The organism is Streptomyces sp. NPDC048171 (assembly GCF_043202655.1).
GTDB lineage: Bacteria > Actinomycetota > Actinomycetes > Streptomycetales > Streptomycetaceae > Streptomyces.
In genome coordinates this window covers 54487-74633 of sequence record NZ_JBIDAU010000016.1, presented here as the reverse complement: position 1 = coordinate 74633, position 20147 = coordinate 54487, and the positions used below count along the sequence as shown (strand labels likewise).

Annotated in this window: 18 protein-coding genes; 8 read left to right on the top strand and 10 right to left on the bottom strand. The window is 71.6% G+C overall.

The genetic code is table 11. The annotated features are described in order from the left end of the window. Positions 1 to 40: 40 nt before the first annotated feature. The 6 genes from ACGF3J_RS35075 to ACGF3J_RS35050 are packed head-to-tail and all read right to left on the bottom strand — an operon-like array spanning position 41 to position 7241. Complete coding sequence (locus tag ACGF3J_RS35075; RefSeq protein ID WP_393855597.1) at positions 41 to 1468, bottom strand: NAD(P)/FAD-dependent oxidoreductase; 1428 nt, start codon at positions 1466 to 1468, stop codon at positions 41 to 43. A 35-nt stretch (positions 1469 to 1503) separates the two neighbouring features. Next, a complete protein-coding gene (locus ACGF3J_RS35070; RefSeq protein ID WP_393855596.1) occupies positions 1504 to 2304 on the bottom strand; it encodes an ABC transporter permease in 801 nt (266 codons plus the stop codon). Further along, positions 2305 to 3237: an ABC transporter permease gene (locus ACGF3J_RS35065; RefSeq protein WP_376358348.1), complete on the bottom strand. Its 933-nt coding sequence runs from the start codon at positions 3235 to 3237 to the stop codon at positions 2305 to 2307. Next, a complete protein-coding gene (locus ACGF3J_RS35060) occupies positions 3237 to 4397 on the bottom strand; it encodes an ABC transporter ATP-binding protein (RefSeq protein WP_393855595.1) in 1161 nt (386 codons plus the stop codon). The genes ACGF3J_RS35065 and ACGF3J_RS35060 overlap by 1 nt, the downstream gene beginning before the upstream one ends. 5 nt (positions 4398 to 4402) lie before the next feature. After that, entirely contained in the window at positions 4403 to 5650 is a 1248-nt protein-coding gene (locus ACGF3J_RS35055) for a spermidine/putrescine ABC transporter substrate-binding protein (protein ID WP_393855594.1), read from the bottom strand. 55 nt (positions 5651 to 5705) lie between these two features. After that, complete coding sequence (locus tag ACGF3J_RS35050; protein WP_161330786.1) at positions 5706 to 7241, bottom strand: gamma-aminobutyraldehyde dehydrogenase; 1536 nt, start codon at positions 7239 to 7241, stop codon at positions 5706 to 5708. A 202-nt stretch (positions 7242 to 7443) separates the two neighbouring features. Here ACGF3J_RS35050 and ACGF3J_RS35045 point away from each other — a divergent pair, with 202 nt between their 5' ends. Then, positions 7444 to 8040, top strand: coding sequence for an NADAR family protein (locus tag ACGF3J_RS35045; protein WP_393855593.1), 597 nt, complete (start codon positions 7444 to 7446; stop codon positions 8038 to 8040). 139 nt (positions 8041 to 8179) lie between these two features. Here the strand turns inward: ACGF3J_RS35045 and ACGF3J_RS35040 are convergent, their stop codons facing one another. Beyond that, positions 8180 to 9055 carry a hypothetical protein gene (locus tag ACGF3J_RS35040; RefSeq protein ID WP_393855592.1) on the bottom strand — a complete coding sequence of 292 codons (876 nt, stop codon included), beginning with the start codon at positions 9053 to 9055 and terminating at the stop codon, positions 8180 to 8182. A gap of 156 nt (positions 9056 to 9211) precedes the next feature. On the opposite strand from ACGF3J_RS35040, the gene ACGF3J_RS35035 reads away from it, so the two are divergent. The 3 genes from ACGF3J_RS35035 (at position 9212) to ACGF3J_RS35025 (ending at position 12336) form a co-directional block, all read left to right on the top strand. After that, positions 9212 to 10273, top strand: coding sequence for an adenosine deaminase (locus ACGF3J_RS35035; RefSeq protein ID WP_161328380.1), 1062 nt, complete (start codon positions 9212 to 9214; stop codon positions 10271 to 10273). A 13-nt stretch (positions 10274 to 10286) separates the two neighbouring features. After that, positions 10287 to 10997, top strand: coding sequence for a glycerophosphodiester phosphodiesterase (locus tag ACGF3J_RS35030; RefSeq protein ID WP_161328381.1), 711 nt, complete (start codon positions 10287 to 10289; stop codon positions 10995 to 10997). A 148-nt stretch (positions 10998 to 11145) separates the two neighbouring features. After that, a complete protein-coding gene (locus tag ACGF3J_RS35025; protein ID WP_393855591.1) occupies positions 11146 to 12336 on the top strand; it encodes a serine hydrolase domain-containing protein in 1191 nt (396 codons plus the stop codon). Here ACGF3J_RS35025 and ACGF3J_RS35020 read toward each other — a convergent pair. From ACGF3J_RS35020 to ACGF3J_RS35010, 3 genes are all read right to left on the bottom strand, one after another. Beyond that, entirely contained in the window at positions 12314 to 12883 is a 570-nt protein-coding gene (locus ACGF3J_RS35020; RefSeq protein ID WP_393855590.1) for an HXXEE domain-containing protein, read from the bottom strand. The genes ACGF3J_RS35025 and ACGF3J_RS35020 overlap by 23 nt on opposite strands. A 12-nt stretch (positions 12884 to 12895) precedes the next feature. Continuing rightward, a complete protein-coding gene (locus ACGF3J_RS35015) occupies positions 12896 to 14086 on the bottom strand; it encodes a spermidine/putrescine ABC transporter substrate-binding protein (protein ID WP_393855589.1) in 1191 nt (396 codons plus the stop codon). Between the two features lie 160 nt (positions 14087 to 14246). Beyond that, on the bottom strand, positions 14247 to 15686 hold the full coding sequence (locus ACGF3J_RS35010; RefSeq protein ID WP_393855588.1) for a gamma-aminobutyraldehyde dehydrogenase: 1440 nt from the start codon (positions 15684 to 15686) through the stop codon (positions 14247 to 14249). Between the two features lie 165 nt (positions 15687 to 15851). On the opposite strand from ACGF3J_RS35010, the gene ACGF3J_RS35005 reads away from it, so the two are divergent. The 4 genes from ACGF3J_RS35005 to ACGF3J_RS34990 all read left to right on the top strand — a co-directional run bounded on the left by ACGF3J_RS35005 (position 15852) and on the right by ACGF3J_RS34990 (position 20116). Further along, complete coding sequence (locus ACGF3J_RS35005; protein WP_122615146.1) at positions 15852 to 16367, top strand: Lrp/AsnC family transcriptional regulator; 516 nt, start codon at positions 15852 to 15854, stop codon at positions 16365 to 16367. Between the two features lie 2 nt (positions 16368 to 16369). Next, positions 16370 to 17743 (top strand): aspartate aminotransferase family protein, encoded by a 1374-nt coding sequence (locus tag ACGF3J_RS35000; RefSeq protein ID WP_161328385.1) that lies wholly within the window; start codon positions 16370 to 16372, stop codon positions 17741 to 17743. 214 nt (positions 17744 to 17957) lie between these two features. Next, positions 17958 to 18734: an ABC transporter ATP-binding protein gene (locus ACGF3J_RS34995; protein WP_161328386.1), complete on the top strand. Its 777-nt coding sequence runs from the start codon at positions 17958 to 17960 to the stop codon at positions 18732 to 18734. Continuing rightward, positions 18716 to 20116 carry a hypothetical protein gene (locus ACGF3J_RS34990; protein ID WP_393855587.1) on the top strand — a complete coding sequence of 467 codons (1401 nt, stop codon included), beginning with the start codon at positions 18716 to 18718 and terminating at the stop codon, positions 20114 to 20116. Before ACGF3J_RS34995 ends, ACGF3J_RS34990 begins: the two co-directional genes overlap by 19 nt. Positions 20117 to 20147 lie beyond the last annotated feature (31 nt).

The window sequence follows — 20147 nt, the reverse complement described above, 5'->3', positions numbered from 1 at the left end:
CAACCCGTTCGGGTGAAGCGGGCCACACGGACCCGGCCGGCTAGCTGTCGAAGCCCAGCCCCAGCTTGTCCATCGCCCGCAGCCAGAGGTTGCGCCGGCCGCCCTGGGCGTCCGCGCGGGCCAGCGACCACTTGGTGAGCGCGATGCCCGTCCAGGCGAAGGGCTCGGGCGGGAAGGGCAGCGGCTTGCGGCGGACCATCTCCAGTTCGGTGCGCTCGGTGCGCTCCCCCGACAGCAGGTCGAGCATCACCTCGGCACCGAAGCGGGTCGCTCCCACGCCGAGGCCCGTGTACCCGGCGGCGTAGGCGACCTTGCCCTGGTGGGCGGTGCCGAAGAACGCCGAGAAGCGGGAGCAGGTGTCGATCGCGCCGCCCCAGGTGTGCGTGAAGCGGACGCCCTCCAACTGCGGGAAGCAGGTGAAGAAGTGCCCCGCGAGCTTGGCATAGGTCTCCGGGCGGTCGTCGTACTCGGCGCGCACCCGGCCGCCGTACGGGTAGACCGCGTCGTAGCCGCCCCACAGGATCCGGTTGTCGGCGGAGAGCCGGAAGTAGTGGAACTGGTTGGCGCTGTCCCCGAGCCCCTGCCGGTTCTGCCAGCCGATCGAGGCCAGCTGCCCGTCGGTGAGCGGCTCGGTCATCAGGGCGTAGTCGTAGACCGGGACGGTGTACGGGCGCACCCGCTTGACCAGGTTCGGGAAGATGTTGGTGCCGAGCGCGACCGAGCGGGCGCGGACCCCGCCGTACGGGGTGCGGACGGCCATGCCGGCGCCGTACGGCCTCAGGGTGAGCGCCGGGGTGTTCTCGTAGACGCGCACGCCGAGGCCGAGGCAGGCCCGCTTGAGGTTCCAGGCGAGCTTGGCGGGGTTGAGCATGGCCACGCCCCTGCGGTCCCACAGGCCCGCCCGGAAGGTCGGGGAGTCGACCTGCTCGCGCACCGCGTCGCCGTCCAGGTACTCGACGCCGTCCGCGAGCCCCTTCGCGCGGATCTCCTCGTACCAGTCCTTCAGCTCGGCGGCCTGGTACGGCTCGGTCGCCACGTCGATCTCGCCGGTGCGCTCGAACTCGCAGTCCAGGGAGTGGCGGGCGACCGCCGTCTCGATCGCGTCGAGGTTGCGGGCGCCCAACTCCTCCAGCCGTTGGATCTCGCCCGGCCAGCGGCTCAGGCCGTTGGACAGTCCGTGGGTGAGGGAGGCGGCGCAGAACCCGCCGTTGCGGCCGGAGGCGGCCCAGCCCACCTCACGGCCTTCCAGCAGCACCACGTCCCGGCCCGGGTCGCGCTCCTTGGCGATCAGCGCGGTCCACAGCCCGCTGTAGCCGCCGCCGACGACCAGCAGGTCGCAGGTCTCGGCGCCGGTGAGGGCGGGCTGCGGACGGGGACGGCCGGGGTCGTCCAGCCAGTACGGGACCGGCTGGGCGTCGGAAAGGGATTTCGTCCAGTCGTTGCTGCGGCTCATGGCGCTAGGGGCCATGATTTCAACTCCCTACGAATGCATTACTCAGTACGCTACGCCTTGCGGCGATTTCGGCGGTTGCCGATGGCCATCGAGGCCAGAACGAACAGTACGGCGATGACGAACATGGCCGTACCGACGACATTGATCTGAACGGGCGTTCCGCGCTGCGCCGAGCCCCAGACGAACATGGGGAACGTGACGGTGGAGCCCGCGTTGAAATTCGTGATGATGAAATCGTCGAAGGAGAGCGCGAAGGCGAGCAGCGCGCCGGCCGCGATGCCGGGGGCCGCGATGGGCAGCGTGACCCGGACGAAGGTCTGGAAGGGACCGGCGTACAGGTCCTGCGCCGCCTGCTCCAGCTTCGGGTCCATCGACATCACGCGCGCCTTGACGGCCGTCACCACGAAGCTGAGGCAGAACATGATGTGGGCGATCAGGATCGTCCAGAAGCCCAGCTGGGCGCCCATGTTGAGGAACAGGGTGAGCAGCGAGGCGGCCATGACGACCTCGGGCATCGCCATCGGCAGGAAGATCAGCGAGTTGATCGCACCCCGCGCGCGGAAGCGGTAGCGGACCAGCGCGAAGGCGATCGCGGTGCCCAGCGCCGTGGCGCCGAGGGTCGCCCAGAGGGCGATCTGGAGGCTCAGCGACAGCGAACCGCACAGTCCCGCGACCCCGCAAGGATCCTTCCAGGCGTCCGTGGAGAACTTCTGCCATTCGTAGTTGAAGCGCCCGTTCGGTTTGTTGAACGAGAACACCGTGACGATGGCATTGGGCAGCAGGAGATATGCGAGCGTCAGCAGTCCGGCGATGACGACCAGATTGCGCTTGAACCAGTTGACGAAGGCCATCTAAACCAGATCCTCCGTCCCGGACTTCCGAATGTAGAGGGTGACCATGGCGAGAATCGCGGCCATCAGGATGAAGGAGAGTGCGGCCGCCGTCGGATAGTCGAGGACCCTGAGGAACTGCGACTGGATCACGTTGCCGATCATTCCGGTGTCCGCCGAGCCCAGCAGCGAGGCGTTGACGTAGTCGCCGGTCGCCGGGATGAAGGTCAGCAGCGTGCCGGAGACCACGCCCGGCATCGACAGCGGGAAGGTGACCTTGCGGAAGACCGTGGAGGGCTTCGCGTACAGGTCGCGCGCCGCCTCGTGCAGCCGCCCGTCGATGCGCTCCAGGGACGTGTACAGCGGCAGGATCATGAAGGGGAGGAAGTTGTACGTCAGACCGCAGACCACCGCGAGCGGCGTGGCCAGCACGCGGTCGCCGGACGTCCAGCCGAGCCAACTGGTGACGTCCAGGACGTGCAGCGTGTTCAGGGCGCCGACGACCGGTCCGCCGTCCGCGAGGATCGTCTTCCAGGCCAGGGTGCGGATCAGGAAGCTGGTGAAGAAGGGCGCGATCACCAGGATCATGATCAGGTTCCGCCAGCGTCCCGCGCGGAAGGCGATCAGGTACGCGAGCGGGTAGCCGAGCAGCAGACACAGCACGGTGGCGGAGGCGGCGTAGGCGACCGAGCGCAGGAACTGCGGCCAGTACTCGGACAGCGCGTCCCAGTAGGTCACGAAGTGCCAGGTGACCTTGTAGCCCTCCTCCAGCGAGCCCGTCTGCACGGAGGTGGAGGCCTGGTAGATCATCGGCGCCGCGAAGAAGACGACCAGCCACAGGATGCCGGGCAGCAGCAGCCAGTACGGCGTCCAGCGGCCCCTCTTGCGCGGGGGCTTCTTCGGCTCGGGCGCGGGCGGGGTGAGCGGCGGTGGCGCCTCGGTGAGGGTGGACATCAGGCCGCCTCCCCCTCGGCGACGCCCGCGTCGATGTCCTGCTCGGCGTCCAGCCCGAACGTGTGCGCCGGGTTCCAGTGCAGGACGACGTCGGCGCCGGGCACGAGGCGGGCGTCGCGGTCGATGTTCTGGGCGTACACCTCGAAGTCGGGGCAGGCCGCGCAGTCCACGACGTACTGGGTGGAGACGCCGATGAAACTGCTGTTGCTGATCTTGCCGGTGATGCGGTTGCGGCCCTCGGGTATGGAGCCGGCCTCGTCCGCGTGGGTGAGGCCGACCTTCTCCGGGCGTACGCCGACCAGCACCTTGCCGCCCGCCTGCGCGGGCACGGCACAGCGGGAGCCGGGCAGGAGCAGCTTGTCGCCGGCCGCGCGCACCACGACGTCGTCGCCGCTGCGGGTGTCGACCTCGGCCTGGATCAGGTTGGAGGTGCCCAGGAAGTTGGCGACGAAGGTGGTCTGCGGGTTCTCGTACAGGTCGGCGGGGGCGCCCAGTTGCTCGACGCGGCCCCCGTTCATCACGGCGACCCGGTCGGCCATGGTCATGGCCTCCTCCTGGTCGTGCGTGACGTGTACGAAGGTGATGCCGACCTCGGTCTGGATGCGCTTCAGTTCCAGCTGCATCTGGCGGCGCAGCTTGAGGTCGAGGGCGCCGAGCGGTTCGTCGAGGAGCAGCACCTTGGGGTGGTTGATCAGCGCGCGGGCGACCGCGACGCGCTGCTGCTGGCCGCCGGAGAGCTGGTGCGGTTTCTTGCGGGCCTGCTCGCCGAGCTGGACCAGGTCCAGCATCTCCTCGACCTGCTTCTTCACCGACCTGATGCCGCGCCGGCGCAGGCCGAAGGCGACGTTCTCGAAGATGTCGAGGTGCGGGAAGAGGGCGTAGGACTGGAAGACCGTGTTGACCGGCCGCTTGTACGGCGGGAGCGCGGTCACGTCCTGGTCGCCGAGGTGCACGGTGCCGCCGCTGGGCTCCTCCAGCCCGGCGATCATGCGCAGGGTGGTGGTCTTGCCGCAGCCGGAGGCGCCGAGCAGGGCGAAGAAGGAGCCCTGCGGGACGGTCAGGTCGAGCGGGTGCACGGCGGTGAAGGAGCCGTAGGTCTTGCTGATGCCGGAGAGGCGGACGTCGCCGCCGCCCGGCTGAGCCTTCGTCGTATTCGTCATCGTCGTCACGCCCCAGTGAGCTTCGCGAACTTCTCTTCGTATGCCGTCTCTTCCTTCGAACTCAGGGAGCGGAAGGAGTGCGACTTGGCCTGCATGGCCTTGTCGGGAATGATCAGCGGGTTGTTCGCCGCGTCCTCGTCGATCTCCGCCAGCTCGTCCTTCACGCCGTCGACGGGGCAGACGAAGTTGATGTAGGCGGCGAGTTCCGCGGCCGGGCGGGGCTCGTAGTAGTAGTCGATGAGCCGCTCGGCGTTCGTCTTGTGCCGCGCCTTGTTGGGGACCAGCATGTTGTCGCTCGACGTGACGTAGCCGCTGTCCGGGATCACGAAGTCGATGTCCGGGTTGTCGGCCTTGAGCTGGACGACGTCCCCGGCCCACGCCAGGCAGGCCGCGAAGTCGCCCTTGCTCAGGTCGGACGTGTAGTCGTTGCCGGTGAAGCGGCGGATCTGACCGCGGTCGACGCCCTTCTGGAGCCGGGCGATCGCGGCGTCGTAGTCGTCGTCCGTGAAGCGGGCCGGGTCCTTGCCCCCGTCGAGCAGCACCATGCCGACGGTGTCGCGCATCTCGGTGAGGAAGCCGACCCGGCCCTTGAGCTTCGGGTTGTCGAGCAGGTCGGCGACCGTCTTCACCTCGATGCCGTCCAGCGCCTTCTTGTTGTAGGCGATGACCGTCGAGATGCCCTGCCAGGGATAGGAGTACGCGCGCCCCGGATCCCAGTCCGGGTTGCGGAACTGGGGCGACAGGTTGGCGAAGGCGTGCGGCAGGTTGGCCGGGTCCAGCTTCTGGACCCAGCCGAGGCGGATCAGGCGGGCCGCCAGCCAGTCGGTGAGGACGATGATGTCGCGGCCGGTCTCCTGGCCCGCGGCGAGCTGCGGCTGGATCTTGCCGAAGAACTCGCTGTTGTCGTTGATGTCCTCGGTGTACGCGACCTTGATACCGGTGCGCTTGGTGAACGCGTCCAATGTGGGGTGGCGCCGGCCGGCCTCGTCGACGTCCATGTACTCGGTCCAGTTGGAGAAGGAGATGCGCTTCTCCTTCGCGGACCGGTCCTCGGCGGAGACGCCGCCCTCGGTCTTGCCGGCCGCCGGGATCCCGCAGCCGCTCAGCATGCCGAGGCCGCCGACCGCCAGCGCGCCGCCCGTGGAGGCGCGCAGCAGTGAGCGACGGGTGAGGGCGGCCCTGCCGCTCCTGAGACTGCGCCGCATGGCGGCCACTTGGGCCGGTGACAGGCGGTCGGGCTCGTACTGCTCCATGCGCGTGGTTGCCCTTTCGGGTGGGTCGGCCGTGGTCGGCGGCCTCTCGACGTGACTATCGGTCCCCGAAGACGGTGCGGTGCCAGTCCTTGGCCGCCACCGCGGTGTTGTCGAACATGACGTGCTTGACCTGTGTGTACTCCTCGAAGGAGTAGGCCGACATGTCCTTGCCGAAGCCGGACGCCTTGTATCCGCCGTGCGGCATCTCGCTGATGATCGGAATGTGGTCGTTGATCCACACACAGCCCGCCTTGATCTCGCGGGTGGCGCGGTTCGCCCGGTACACGTCCCGGCTCCAGGCGGAGGCGGCGAGACCGTACGGCGTGTCGTTGGCCAGCCGGATGCCCTCGTCGTCGCCGTCGAAGGGCAGCACGACCAGGACGGGACCGAAGATCTCGGACTGGACGACCTCGCTGTCCTGCGCGGCGTCGGCGATGAGGGTGGGCCGGTAGAAGGCGCCGTCCTTGAGGTCGCCCTGCGGTGCCTCGCCGCCGGCCACCACGCGCGCGTAGGAGCGCGCCCGGTCGACGAACCCGGCGACACGGTCCCGCTGGACGTGGCTGACCAGCGGGCCGAGGTCGGTGCCCGGCGCGAAGGGGTCGCCGACCCGCACGGTCTCCATGAGGGCGGCGGTCTTCTCGACGAACGCCTCGTACAGGGGCCGCTGCACGTACGCGCGCGTGGCGGCGGTGCAGTCCTGGCCGGTGTTGATCAGCGCGCCGGCGACCGCGCCGTGCACGGCGGCGTCCAGGTCGGCGTCGTCGAAGACGAGGAAGGGCGCCTTGCCGCCCAGCTCCAGGTGCAGGCGCTTGACGGTGGCGGTGGCGACCTCGGCGACCCGCTTGCCGATCGCGGTGGACCCGGTGAAGGAGGTCATGGCCACGTCGGGGTGGGCGACCAGGTGCTCGCCGGCCTCCCGCCCGGTGCCGCTGACGATGTTGATCACGCCGTCCGGGATGCCGGCGGCCGTCGCGGCCTCGGCGAACATCAGGGAGGTCAGCGGCGTGATCTCGGCGGGCTTCAGCACGATGGTGTTGCCCGCGGCGATCGCCGGGAGGATCTTCCAGGCGGCCATCTGGAGCGGGTAGTTCCAGGGCGCGATGGACCCGACCACGCCGATCGGCTCGCGGCGCACGTACGAGGTGTGGTCGCCGGAGTACTCCCCCGCCGACTGGCCCTGGAGGTGCCGGGCGGCGCCGGCGAAGAAGGCCGCGTTGTCGATGCTGCCGGGCACGTCGAACTCGCGGGTCAGCTTCAGCGGCTTGCCGCACTGGAGGGACTCCGCGCGGGCGAAGTCCTCGGCGCGGTCGGCGAGGACGGCGGCGAACCGGTGCAGGGCGTCGGAGCGCTCACCGGGCGTGGCGCCCGCCCACCCCGGGAACGCCTCCCGCGCGGCGGCGACGGCCGCGTCGACGTCGTCGGGACCGGCCAGCTCGTAGGTCAGGACGTCCTCGCCGGTCGCCGGATCGACGACGGTGTGCGTACGCCCGGAGGTGCCCTTCGTCAGGCGGCCCGCGATGTACTGGGCCCCGTCCGCGAAGCGGTCCTGGGCCGGGAATCGGTCCGGGGTGGCGTTGCCCGGGTTGTGCATGTCGGCTCTCCTCGGTCTCCCCGTGGCGGGGGCCGGCGTGGCTCAGGCTCGATGTGAGTGCCGATCCTGACAGAGCACTAGGGCTCCAACAAGTGATTCCGTTGTTGCCATTTGGTTACGCGACGGAATCTGTCGACCAGGTGTCGAGTCGCCACGGAAAAGCACGGACGGAGTGTCAGTGGCGCGTGCCAGACTCGCGTGCATGGACAGGATCACGGGGGCGGCACCGAAGGCCGACGTCATCGACAGCAGGGAGGCGCTGCTCGGCCGGGTCCGCGCGGGCGCCCGGATCAAGTACCTCTGCTTCTGGGGCCACCGGCCGCTCCCCGACGGCCGCGTCGGACCGGGCTGCCTGAGCCAGTGGTGGCCGTCGCCGTTCACCGTCGCCGGCGTGGAGTACGCGACGGCCGAGCACTGGATGATGGCCGCCAAGGCCAGACTCTTCGAGGACCCGGAGGCCGAGCGCCGCGTCCTGGCCGCCGGCCATCCCGCCGAGGCCAAGAAGGAAGGCCGGCTGGTCCGCGGCTTCGATGAGGCGGTGTGGCAGCGGGAACGCTTCGCGATCGTCGTCGAGGGCAGCACCCACAAGTTCGCCTCGGACCCGGCGCTGCGCGCCTTCCTGCTGGACACGGGCGACAGAGTCCTGGTCGAGGCGAGCCCGGTGGACCGCGTCTGGGGCATCGGCCTCCCCGCCTCCGACGAGGCGGCGACGGACCCGGAGCGGTGGCGGGGGGCGAATCTGCTGGGGTTCGCGCTGATGGGGGCGCGGGAGCGGCTGCGGGCCCGAGCGTCGGACTGACGCCCGGCGGAGAGCGTCCGTCCAGGCCACCGTCCCCGTTCGGGGCGACGCGATGCGGGGCCACGCGATGTCGTGCGGCGCGATGCCGTGCGGCGCGACACGGGGCAGCGCGGAAGCCGTGCGGCGCGAAGCCGGGCCTTCAGGGCGCGAGGATCACCAGCAGCCCGAAGCCCACGCCCAGGACCACGCCGACGATTCCGCAGATGACCCCCGCCAGCGCCTGGCCCGCGTTGGTGGCCTCTCCCCGGTTCGCCTTCGCGCGGCCGAGGGAGCCGAAGACGATTCCGAGGATGCCCACGACGATCGCGAGCGGCCAGAGGCAGAAGCCGACGGCGGCGATGATGCCGAGGACGAGGCCGGTGGTGCCCATGCCGTTGCTCGGCATCGGCCCCATCCCGGACCAGCCGTAGTAGCCGTGCGGCTGCGCACCGGGGTATCCGGCCGGGCCGGGATGCCCGTAGCCGACCGGGCCCGGGTAGCCGTAGGGGACCTGGCCGGGGCCGTCCGGCGCGATGGGCGGCGGCGGGACCGGCTGCCGGTCCTGGGCGTACGGCGGCGGCGTGACCGGCGGCGCGAAGGGGTTGGGTGCGCCGGTGCTCGCGGCGGCCGTCGGGTCCGGTGCCGCGAAGGGGTTGGCGGGGGCGGACGGGGCGGCCCACCGCGGAGGCTCCGCGGCCGGCATGGACGTGACCGTCTGCTGGTCGTGGACGGACGGGGGCGGCCAGGACGCGCCGTCGTGGGCAGCGACGGTCGCGCCGGGTCCGCCGTCGGCCGCGGGGGCGGTGTCCGCGGGCGGGGCCCAGGGGTCGGGGGTGGCCGGACCACCGGGGGCCGTCGGCGCTTCCGGCGTGTGCGGCTTGTCGAGGCCGACCCGGGGGGCCGGTGCGGTGGCGCCCGCGGAGGGGCCGTCGTCGGCAGGGGTGCCGGGCGCGGCCGGCCCGGGTGCCGGATCGTTCCCGGGAACCTGAGGCGTGTGCCGCGGGTCGTTTCTCGGCGGCTGCGCGTCGTCGGGCATGTGCGGGTCCCCCTCAGTCGAACGTCCCGTCATGCTACGGCCCGTCCCCGTCCGGCACGGGCCCGGCCTACGATGATCCCGAGTCACCGATCAGCCGATCACCCGCGCCCCGCCGGCCCACGCCGGCCCGGGACGCCGCTGTGGGGAGGAACACCCTTGACCGAGCACCTCGTCGACCCCGACGTCCCGCGTGACCTGCACGCCTTCATCGCCGGACTGCCGAAGGCCGAACTGCACGTCCACCACGTCGGTTCCGCCTCCCCGCGCATCGTCTCGGAGCTGGCCGCGCGCCACCCCGACTCCAAGGTCCCCACCGACCCCGAGGCCCTGGCCGACTACTTCACCTTCACGGACTTCGCGCACTTCATCGACGTGTACCTGTCCGTCGTGGACCTGATCCGCACCCCCGAGGACGTCCGGCTGCTGACCTACGAGGTGGCCCGGGAACTGGCCCGGCAGCAGGTGCGGTACGCCGAGCTGACCATCACCCCGTTCTCCTCCACCCGGCGCGGCATCGACGAGCGCGCCTTCATGGACGCGATCGAGGACGCCCGCAAGGCTGCGGAGGCCGAGTTCGGGACCGTACTGCGCTGGTGCTTCGACATCCCCGGCGAGGCGGGGCTCGAGTCGGCGGAGGAGACCGCGCGGCTCGCCACGGACGACCGGCTGCGCCCGGAGGGCCTGGTCTCCTTCGGCCTGGGCGGGCCCGAGATCGGGGTCGGCCGGCCGCAGTTCAAGCCGTACTTCGACCGGGCGATCGCCGCCGGACTGCACTCGGTGCCGCACGCCGGCGAGACCACCGGCCCGCAGACCGTCTGGGACGCCCTCACCGACCTGCGCGCGGAGCGCATCGGCCACGGCACCAGCTCCGCCCAGGACCCGAAGCTGCTGGCCCACCTCGCCGAGCGGCGCATCCCGCTGGAGGTGTGCCCGACCTCGAACATCGCCACCCGCGCGGTGCGCACCCTCGACGAGCACCCGATCAAGGAGTTCGTGCGCGCCGGAGTCCTGGTGACGATCAACTCCGACGACCCGCCGATGTTCGGCACCGACCTCAACAACGAGTACGCCGTCGCCGCCCGGCTCCTCGGCCTGGACGAGCGGGGCCTCGCCGGCCTGGCGAAGGACGGGGTCGAGGCGTCGTTCCTGGACGCGCCGGGCAAGGCACGGATCAAGGACGAGATCGACACGTACACCGCCTCCTGGCTCTCCTCCTGAGGCGGGCGGCCCCATGCATCCTCCCCTGCGCGACGTGACCGCCGTGGCCCATCGCGGCGACCCGTACCGGCACCGCGAGAACACGCTCGACTCGCTGCGCTCCGCCCTCGACCGCGGCGCGGACGCGGTCGAGACCGACGTACGCCTCACCCGGGACGGCGTGCCCGTGCTGCTGCACGACGAGACGCTGAAGCGGCTGTGGGACCACGAGCGGCCGTTGCGCTCGCTGTCGGCCGAGGAGGTGCGGGGGCTCACCGCGGGCGGGGTGCCGACCCTCGCCCAGGCGCTGGCCGCGACCGACGGCGGCAGGCTGATGCTCGACCTGCCGGGGGCGCCCGGCGAGCGGGCGGTCCGGCGCATCGTGGACGTGGTCCGCGAGTGCGGGGCCGAGGACCGCGTGTACTACACGGCGGGGCCCGTCGCCATGCTCGCCGTACGCGCCGCCGACCCGGCCGCCGAGATCGCCCTGACCTGGACGACGTCGGCCCCGCCCCGGGCCGGCCTGCTGGCGGCGGTCCGGCCGCGGTGGCTCAACTACCGCTTCGGCCTGGTCGACCGTGCCCTGGCCGACCGCGTCCACGCCGACGGCTACCTGCTGTCGGTGTGGACCCCCGACACCCGCCGCACCATGCGCCGGCTGATCGCCCTGGGCGCCGACTCGATCACGACCAACCGGATCGACGTGCTGTGCGCGCTGCGTGACGGGGCGGGTCGGCGCCCGTAGGGGCGATCCCGCACAAGTCCCCCCACTCGTGGGGGACTTCCCGGAGTCCGGGCCCGGGGCCCGCGCCCTCCTCACCGACGATTCCCGACGGGGCGCGGCGCACGAGGATGATCATCGACCTTCCCGCCCGGACCCACTGGAGCCGTCGATGCGTGCCCGTACCTCTTCCGTCCTTGCCGCTTCCCTCGTGCTCGCCCTCGCCGCCGGCCCACTGGCGGCGCCCGCCTTCGCCACCCCGCCCTCCCCCAACGCGTCAGCGGCCTCCGGTCCCGGGCACAGAACGGAGGGCACGAACGGGTCGGACGTTCTGGACGAAGCCGCGCTGCGCGCCGCCGTCGACGCGGTCCCGGACCAGCACGCCACCGCCGCCCTCGTGCGAGTCGGCGCCACCGGCGAGACCTGGCGCGGCAGCGGGGGCGTGCGCGACCTGGCCACTGAGCGCCCGGCACGCGCGAACGCCCGCTTCCGGGCCGGGTCGATCACCAAGGTCGTCACCGCCGCCACCGTGCTGCGGCTGGCGGCGGAGGGCAGGGTGGACCTGGACGCGCCGGTACAGCGCTACCTGCCCGGCCTCTTCACGCCCGAGTTCCGGAAGCCGATCAGCGTGCGCCAGTTGCTGAACCACACCAGCGGCATCCAGGCGGGAGACAGCCTCGGCGAGGACTTCGAGGAGGTGTACGCCCACCGCTTCGACACGCTCACCCCGCAGCGGGTCGCGGCGTCGGCGATCGCTAAGGGACCGGAGTTCGACCCCGGGGACCAGCAGCGCTACCTGAACATCAACTACACGGTCCTCGGCCTGTTGATCGAGAAGGTGACGGGACGCACGTACGCCGCCGAGGCCACCCGGCTCGTCCTGCGCCCGGCCGGCATGCGCCACACCTACTTCCCCGGCACCGACCCCCGCATCCGGGGTCCGCACAACCGGGGCTACCAGAAGGTGGAACGGCCCGACGGGACGACGGAACTGGTCGACGTGACCGAGTGGAACCAGGCGGACCGCTGGGCGGCCGGCGACATGATCTCGACCACCGCCGACCTGGAGCGGCTGCTCACGGGGCTGTTCTCGGAACGGATCGTGCCGCAGCCGCAGTTGGAGGAGATGTTCACGACTCCGGCGGGCCTCCCGGAGGCAACCCGCAGCGCGGGCCTGGAGTACAAGAAGGTGGGCGGCCAGATGTTCTGGGGCAAGTCGGGCTCCCGCTACGGCTACAGCGCCCTCATCGGCGGCACCCGGGACCTGAGCCGCACCCTCGTCCACTCGGTCAACTCCACCGACGCCAAGAGCGCGGAGCGCAACCCGGTCGTCGACGGCATCACCGCGGCCGCGCTGAAGTAGCCCCCGTCAGCCGCCGCGCCACGGTGTGCGCCGCGACCGTCGCCGCGCCCGCGAACCCCAGCCCCAGGGCGAGGTCGCGCGGGCGCGTGGGCCGCAGCACACCGGCGCGGCGCAGCCGGTGCCGGGCCCAGAGGGTGAACGGGACGACGACCAGCGGAGAGGTGACCGACCCGGGCGTGTAGCCGCGGACGAGTCCCGCCTGCGCGAGGTGGACCAGGCCGTGCAGGCCGAAGGCGTCGAGTGCGGTCTGGTACGTGGCCGACCGCCCGCCGGTCAGCCGTCCCGCGACGGACGCTGAGGCCACGACCGCGGCCATCGCCCCGACCGCCACGGCGAACTCCCGCCCGTCGACCGACCCGGCCCGCCGCCAGACGCCCTCCGGCACCGTGGGGAACCGCTCGCGCAGGAGTGGCAGATTGCGGCGCCACCAGCCCGGCATGGTCGCCAGTTCCTCGGCATCGTGCAGGGCCCAGGCGGCCAGCAGCCCGAGCGTGACCGCGCCGCCGACTTCCGACGAGCGTTTTTCACCACTCGATGAATTATCCACCCCGTCAGTCTGCTACACCCCGACGATCCCGTTCCACCGCTTCGCGAACTCCGCCCGCTCCCCCGCCCCGATGTCCCGGGCGATCCTGAGGCGCTCGCGCATCCTGTCGTCCGGGAAGATCAGCGGGTCCTCGGCGAGGGCGGCCGTGTCCGGGTCGTCGGAGGAGGCGAGCACGCCCCGGGCGGCGGGGACCGGGCAGACGTAGTTGACCCAGGCGGCCAGCTCGGCGGCGACCTCGGGCTGGTAGTAGTAGTCGATCAGCCGCTCGGCGTTGCCCTTGTGGCGGGCCAGGTTGGGGATCATCAGCGACTCGGCCCACAGCTCGGCGCCCTCCTCCGGGACGACGAACTCGATGTCCGGGTCGTCGGCCTGGAGCTGGATCACGTCACCCGAGTACGCCTGGCAGGCCAGCACGTCCCCGCTGGAGAGGTCCTTGATGTAGTCGTTGCCGGTGAAGCGGCGGATCTGGCCCTTGCCGACCTGCTTCTCCACCAGGTCGCACATCGTGTGGAAGTCGTCCGTCCGCCAGTCGGTGATGTCCACCCCGTCGCCCTGCATCAACAGGGCGAACGCCTCGTCCATGCCGGACAGCAGGGTCACCCGTCCCTTGAGGTCGGTCGCCCACAGGTCGGACACGTGCCGGATCTCCCGGCCCAGACGGCGGCGGTTGTAGGCGATGCCGGTGATGCCCGACTGCCAGGGCACGGTGTACTTGCGGCCGGGGTCGAAGGCGGGCGAACGCAGCAGCGGGTCCAGGTACTTGGTGACGTTCGGCTGCCGGGAGCGGTCCATCTCCTGCACCCAGCCGAGCCGGACGAACCGGCCGCACATCCAGTCGCTGATGACGATCAGGTCGCGGTCGGTGGACTGGTGGTTCATCAGGGACGGGCTGATCTTGCCGAAGAACTCGTCGTTGTCGTTGATCTCCTCGATGTAGTCGACGGAGATGCCCGTCCGGTCCTCGAACGCCTCCAGCGTGGGCCGCCGGCTCGGGTGTTCGTCGTCGGTGTCGATGTACAGCGGCCAGTTCGCCCAGGTCAGCCGGCGTTCGGCGGCGGACCGGTCGGCGGCGGCGCGGTCGCCCGGCGCGACGTACGCGGCCGGCACACCGCAGCCGGCCAGCGCGCCGAGCGCGGCGCCGCCGCCCAGGCCGCGCAGCAGGGACCGGCGGGAGATCGAGGGCGTCCTCGGGAGCAGGGGCATGGCCGCAGGATCCCGCGCCCGTGCCCACCGGGACAATCGACGCTGCGTCGAGCGCCTTCGGCCAGGCCCGACACCCTGTCGACCGGGGCGCGTGCACGATGCACGCACCGCGGCCCCGGACGGGATTCCCGTCCGGGGCCGCGGTGGGCGAACCGGGGTGTCAGGCGTCCAGCGACGTCATCACGTGCTTGACCCGCGTGTAGTCGTCGAAGCCGTACGACGACAGGTCCTTGCCGTAGCCGGACTTCTTGAAGCCGCCGTGCGGCATCTCCGCGACCAGCGGGATGTGGGTGTTGATCCACACACATCCGAAGTCCAGCTTCTTGGACATCCGCATCGCGCGGCCGTGGTCCTTGGTCCACACCGAGGAGGCCAGCGCGTACTCGACGCCGTTGGCCCACTCGACCGCCTGCTCCTCGTCGCGGAAGGACTGGACGGTGATGACGGGGCCGAAGACCTCCTTCTGGATGATCTCGTCGTCCTGCTTGAGACCGGAGACGACGGTCGGGGCGTAGAAGTAGCCCTTGTCGCCGACGCGGTGGCCGCCCGCCTCGACCTTGGCGTGCGCGGGCAGGCGCTCGATGAACCCGGTGACCTGCTTGAGCTGGTTCGGGTTGTTGAGCGGCCCGTACAGCACGTCCTCGTCGTCCGGCCGGCCGGTCTTCGTCTCGGACGCGGCCTTGGCGAGCGCGCTCACGAACTCGTCGTGGATCGACTCGTGGACGAGCACGCGGGTGGCCGCCGTGCAGTCCTGGCCGGCGTTGAAGTAGCCCGCGGTCGAGATGTCCTCGACGGCCTTGGGGATGTCGGTGTCCTCGAAGACGACGACGGGGGCCTTGCCGCCCAGCTCCAGGTGGACCCGCTTGAGGTCCTTCGACGCGGACTCGGCGACCGACATGCCGGCCCGCACGGAGCCGGTGATGGAGGCCATCGCCGGGGTCTCGTGCTCGACCATCAGGCGGCCGGTGTCGCGGTCGCCGCAGACGACGTTGAAGACGCCCTTGGGCACGATCGAGCCGATGATGTCGGCCATCAGGGCCGTGGACGCCGGGGTGGTGTCCGACGGCTTGAGGACGACCGTGTTGCCCGCGGCGAGCGCCGGGGCGAACTTCCACACGGCCATCATCATCGGGTAGTTCCAGGGGGCGACCTGCGCGCAGACGCCGATCGGCTCGCGGCGGATCATGGAGGTCAGGCCCTCCATGTACTCACCCGCGCTGCGGCCCTCCAGCATCCGCGCCGCACCCGCGAAGAAGCGGATCTGGTCGACCATCGGCGGGATCTCCTCGGAGCGGGTCAGCCCGATGGGCTTGCCCGTGTTCTCCACCTCGGCCGCGATCAGCTCCTCGGCCCGCTCCTCGAACGCGTCGGCGATCTTCAGCAGGGCCTTCTGCCGCTCGGCCGGTACCAGGTCGCGCCAGGCCGGGAAGGCCGCGGCGGCGGCCGCCATGGCCGCGTCCACGTCCGCCTGTCCGGACAGGGGCGCGGTCGCGTAGGCCTCTCCCGTGGCGGGGTTGACCACCTCCGTGGTCCGTCCGTCGGCGGCGTCCCGGAACTCACCGTCGATGTAATTGCGCAGACGACGCAGCTCGGTGCTCACTGCCGGCCCTCCAAGGTTGGGTGTCCAATCACTGAGACACCCACCCTAATCCGTGCACCGACGTTTTCAACACCCCCGATCGCCCCTTGATTGCGAAATCCGCAGACTGAAACCACCTAGACAACGGATTTCATCGATACGGCCTTGCGAAACTGTCGAGACGTCGTGCACAGTGAACCCGTGGCCAGTCGAAGCGCAGACCCGAAGGACTCCCGCGAGTCCAGGAACGGCGGTCCCCAGTTGGACGCCGTCTCCCTCGCCATCATCGAACAGCTCCAGGAGGACGGCCGCCGGCCGTACGCCGCCATCGGCAAGGCCGTGGGCCTCTCCGAGGCCGCGGTGCGCCAGCGCGTCCAGAAGCTGCTCGACCAGGGCGTGATGCAGATCGTCGCCGTGACGGACCCGCTCACCGTGGGCTTCCGCCGCCAGGCGATGGTCGGTGTCAACGTGGAGGGCGACGTGGAGTCGGTCGCCGACGCGCTGACGGCCATGTCCGAATGCGAGTACGTGGTGATGACCGCGGGCTCGTTCGACCTGATGGTGGAGGTCGTCTGCGAGGACGACGACCACCTCCTGGAGGTCATCAACCGACGCATACGGGCCGTGCCCGGCGTGCGCTCCACCGAGAGCTTCGTCTATATGAAGCTCAAGAAGCAGACCTATATGTGGGGAACCCGATAATCGTGAGCACCGACAGCCCCAAGGACCTCAGCAGGACCGCGTACGACAACCTGTGGATGCACTTCACCCGCATGTCGTCGTACGAGAACGCCCCCGTCCCCACCATCGTCCGCGGTGAGGGCACCCACATCTACGACGACAAGGGCAAGCGCTACCTCGACGGTCTCGCCGGCCTGTTCGTGGTCCAGGCCGGACACGGCCGCCAGGAGCTGGCGGAGACCGCCTCGAAGCAGGCACAGGAGCTGGCCTTCTTCCCGATCTGGTCCTACGCCCACCCGAAGGCCGTCGAGCTGGCCGAGCGCCTCGCGAACGAGGCCCCCGGCGACCTCAACAAGGTCTTCTTCACCACCGGCGGCGGCGAGGCGGTCGAGACCGCCTGGAAGCTCGCCAAGCAGTACTTCAAGCTGACCGGCAAGCCGACCAAGCACAAGGTCATCTCCCGCGCGGTCGCCTACCACGGCACCCCGCAGGGCGCCCTGTCCATCACCGGCCTGCCCGCCCTCAAGGCGCCCTTCGAGCCGCTCGTCCCGGGCGCGCACAAGGTGCCGAACACCAACATCTACCGTGCCCCGATCTTCGGCGACGACCCCGAGGCCTTCGGCCGCTGGGCCGCCGACCAGATCGAGCAGCAGATCCTCTTCGAGGGCCCGGAGACGGTCGCGGCCGTCTTCCTGGAGCCCGTGCAGAACGCGGGCGGCTGCTTCCCGCCCCCGCCCGGCTACTTCCAGCGGGTGCGCGAGATCTGCGACCAGTACGACGTGCTGCTCGTCTCGGACGAGGTCATCTGCGCCTTCGGCCGCCTGGGCACGACCTTCGCGTGCGACAAGTTCGGGTACGTCCCGGACATGATCACCTGCGCCAAGGGCATGACCTCGGGCTACTCCCCGATCGGCGCCTGCATCATCTCCGACCGCCTGGCCGAGCCGTTCTACAAGGGCGACAACACCTTCCTGCACGGCTACACCTTCGGCGGCCACCCGGTCTCCGCCGCGGTCGGCATCGCCAACCTCGACCTCTTCGAGCGCGAGGGCCTCAACCAGCACGTGCTCGACAACGAGGGCGCCTTCCGCGCCACCCTGGAGAAGCTGCACGACCTGCCGATCGTCGGCGACGTCCGCGGCAACGGCTTCTTCTACGGCATCGAGCTGGTCAAGGACAAGAACACCAAGGAGTCCTTCACCGACGAGGAGACCGAGCGCGTCCTGTACGGCTTCCTCTCCAAGAAGCTCTTCGAGAACGGCCTGTACTGCCGTGCCGACGACCGCGGCGACCCGGTCATCCAGCTGGCCCCGCCGCTGATCTCCAACCAGGAGACCTTCGACGAGATCGAGCAGATCCTGCGCGCCACGCTCACGGAGGCGTGGACGAAGCTCTGATCATCCGTCCAGATGATCATCCGGTAGTTCCAGAAGATCACCACGAGCCCCGGTGCCGTCCGTTCGAGTGAGAACGGCGGCCCGGGGCCGCGTGCTTTCCGGCTTCCCCCGCGGCGACTCCCTACCGTGCCCAGTGACCGATCGGCCCCCTCCTCGTTCCCCCGGACGGGGGAACGTGACCGGGGAAACACGGATCAGAACCGAGGTGACGCCCATGGAGGCCCCGCCGGACAACGACGTGCTCTGGGCCCGCGCCCTGCACTTCCAGCACCAGGACGGCTCCCCCGCGCTTCAAGGCGTGTCGCTCGGCGTCCGCGAGGGCGAGATCCTCGCCGTGAGCGGCCCGCGCGGAAGCGGCAAGACCACGCTGCTGCGCTGCCTGTCCGGACTGGTCCGGCCGCAGGACGGCGAGGTGTGGTTCAACAGCGTGCCGGTGCACACCATGGGACCGCTCAGCCGCGAACGGCTGCGCCGCGACCGCTTCGGCTGGATCGACCCCGCGCCCGTGCTGGTCCCGGAGCTGAACGCCTGGGAGAACGCCGCCCTCCCCCTCATGCTGCGCGGCACCGGCCGGCGCCGCGCCAAGACCGCCGCCCTGGAGTGGCTGGACCGCCTCGACGTCGGCGACAAGGCACGGCGACGGCCACGGGACCTCCAGCAGGCCGAGCGGCAGCGTGTCTGCATCGCCCGCGCGCTGGCCGTCGCCCCCGCGGTCCTCTTCGCCGACGAGCCCACGGCGCCGCTGCACCGCGCCGACCGCGCCCAGGTGCTGCGCACCCTCACCACGGCGGCCCGCTCGCACGGCATCACCGTCGTCCTCGCGACGCACGAGGCGCAGACCGCCGGCCTGGCGGACCGCGCGGTGGCGCTGCTGGACGGACGACGGGTCCGGACCGTACATCTGCCCCCGCTCGCCGAGACCACGGTGGCCACAGGCGCCGCCGGGGCCTCCGGAACGGAAGGCCGGGCCGCGTGCTCGCTCTCCGCCTGACCCGCGCCGCCCATCTCGCCGTCCACCTGCGCCGTCTGCTGGTCGCGGTGGCCTCGGCGGGCACGGGCTTCCTGCTGCTGTGCGCGTTCGGACACGCGATGAGCCATCCGGACACGCCCGGTTCCTCCGCCCTCCGCCTCGCCTGGTGCGCGGCGCCGCTCGCCGCCACCGTGTACCTCGCGGTCGCCGTGGCCCGCACCGACCCCGGCACCCGGCCCCGCTCGGGGCTGTCCGCGATCGGCCTCGGGCCGGGCCGGCTGATGGCCGTCTCGGCGACGACCACGGCCCTGTCGGGCGCGTTCGGCTCGGTGGCGGCCCTGCTGCTCTTCCTCCACCTGCGCGGCGACCTGACGGGCCCGCCCTCCGACCGCGTCCCGGCCGGGGCGCTGGCCGTCGGCCAGTCCCTCCCGGCCCCGGCGATCCTGACGCTGCTGGCCCTGGTCCCGGCCGCCGCCTCGGCCGCGGTCGCGTACTCCCTGCGCCCCCGCGAGCCGCGCCGCGCCCCGGCCGCCGGCGCCCGCGGCTACGGCCGCTTCGGGGCGTACGGCTGGGGCAAGGCCCGGGAGACCTTCGGTGCCTACGGCCGCTTCGGCGCCCGCTGGACGTCGTCCCCGGCTCAGGCCGGTGCCCCTGCGCCCGCGGCCCGGCAGGCGGCCGCCGGTTCCGCCGAGTCCTCGGACGCCCCCTCCGGCGGAGCCGCCCTGCTGACGCGGGCCGGTGACGGCGACCCGGCGGCGGACCCGGACGGCCCCCCGCCCGCGCAGGACTCCGCCCCCGCCCTCCCGGCACCCCGCCCGCCGAACACCACCGTCCTGCCCTGGGGCATCGCCGTACTCGCCGCGGGCCTCGCCGTCGAGACCTACACCGGGCACCCGGCCACCACCCCCGACGCCACCCCGTCGGCCGGCGTGCTCATCGGCTGGGCCCTCACCGCCCTGGGCCTGGCCCTCGCCGGCCCCGGCCTCACCCACCTGTGCGGCCGCCTCCTCCAGGCCGCCCGGCCCGGCGCCCTGCGGCTGCTGGCCGGGCGCGTCCTCATGGACGAGGCGCACCGCATCGGCCGCCCCCTCGGCGTCGTCTGCGCGGTGGCCGCCGCGGCCTACGTGGCCACCTCGCTGTACGCCGCCGACGGCCCGGACTTCGGCGCGTTGAGCACCCTGGGCGCCCTCCTCGTGGCCGGCTGCACGGTGGCCACCCTCCTCACCGCGGCCGTGGAGGCCAAGCACGCCCGCGCGGACACCACCGACGCCCTGCTGCGGCTGGGGGCGCCCCCGGCGACCCTGCGCGCCGCGGCCGCCGTACGCGCAGCAGCGCTGCTCGCCCTGTTCGGTGCGCTGACCCTGATCGTCGCGGAACTGGCGGCGCTTCCCCTGTCCCGCTGACGTCCTCGCGGCACCCGCGAGAAAATTCTCG

Coding starts and splice junctions, on each gene's coding strand:
- ACGF3J_RS34995 (WP_161328386.1), top strand. CDS start 17,958: ATGGAGGCCCCGCCGGACAACGACGTGCTCTGGGCCCGCGCCCTGCAC.
- ACGF3J_RS35065 (WP_376358348.1), bottom strand. CDS start 3,237: ATGTCCACCCTCACCGAGGCGCCACCGCCGCTCACCCCGCCCGCGCCC.
- ACGF3J_RS35015 (WP_393855589.1), bottom strand. CDS start 14,086: ATGCCCCTGCTCCCGAGGACGCCCTCGATCTCCCGCCGGTCCCTGCTG.
- ACGF3J_RS35070 (WP_393855596.1), bottom strand. CDS start 2,304: ATGGCCTTCGTCAACTGGTTCAAGCGCAATCTGGTCGTCATCGCCGGA.
- ACGF3J_RS35060 (WP_393855595.1), bottom strand. CDS start 4,397: ATGACGAATACGACGAAGGCTCAGCCGGGCGGCGGCGACGTCCGCCTC.
- ACGF3J_RS35045 (WP_393855593.1), top strand. CDS start 7,444: ATGGACAGGATCACGGGGGCGGCACCGAAGGCCGACGTCATCGACAGC.
- ACGF3J_RS35040 (WP_393855592.1), bottom strand. CDS start 9,055: ATGCCCGACGACGCGCAGCCGCCGAGAAACGACCCGCGGCACACGCCT.
- ACGF3J_RS35030 (WP_161328381.1), top strand. CDS start 10,287: ATGCATCCTCCCCTGCGCGACGTGACCGCCGTGGCCCATCGCGGCGAC.
- ACGF3J_RS35025 (WP_393855591.1), top strand. CDS start 11,146: ATGCGTGCCCGTACCTCTTCCGTCCTTGCCGCTTCCCTCGTGCTCGCC.
- ACGF3J_RS35075 (WP_393855597.1), bottom strand. CDS start 1,468: ATGGCCCCTAGCGCCATGAGCCGCAGCAACGACTGGACGAAATCCCTT.
- ACGF3J_RS35055 (WP_393855594.1), bottom strand. CDS start 5,650: ATGGAGCAGTACGAGCCCGACCGCCTGTCACCGGCCCAAGTGGCCGCC.
- ACGF3J_RS35050 (WP_161330786.1), bottom strand. CDS start 7,241: ATGCACAACCCGGGCAACGCCACCCCGGACCGATTCCCGGCCCAGGAC.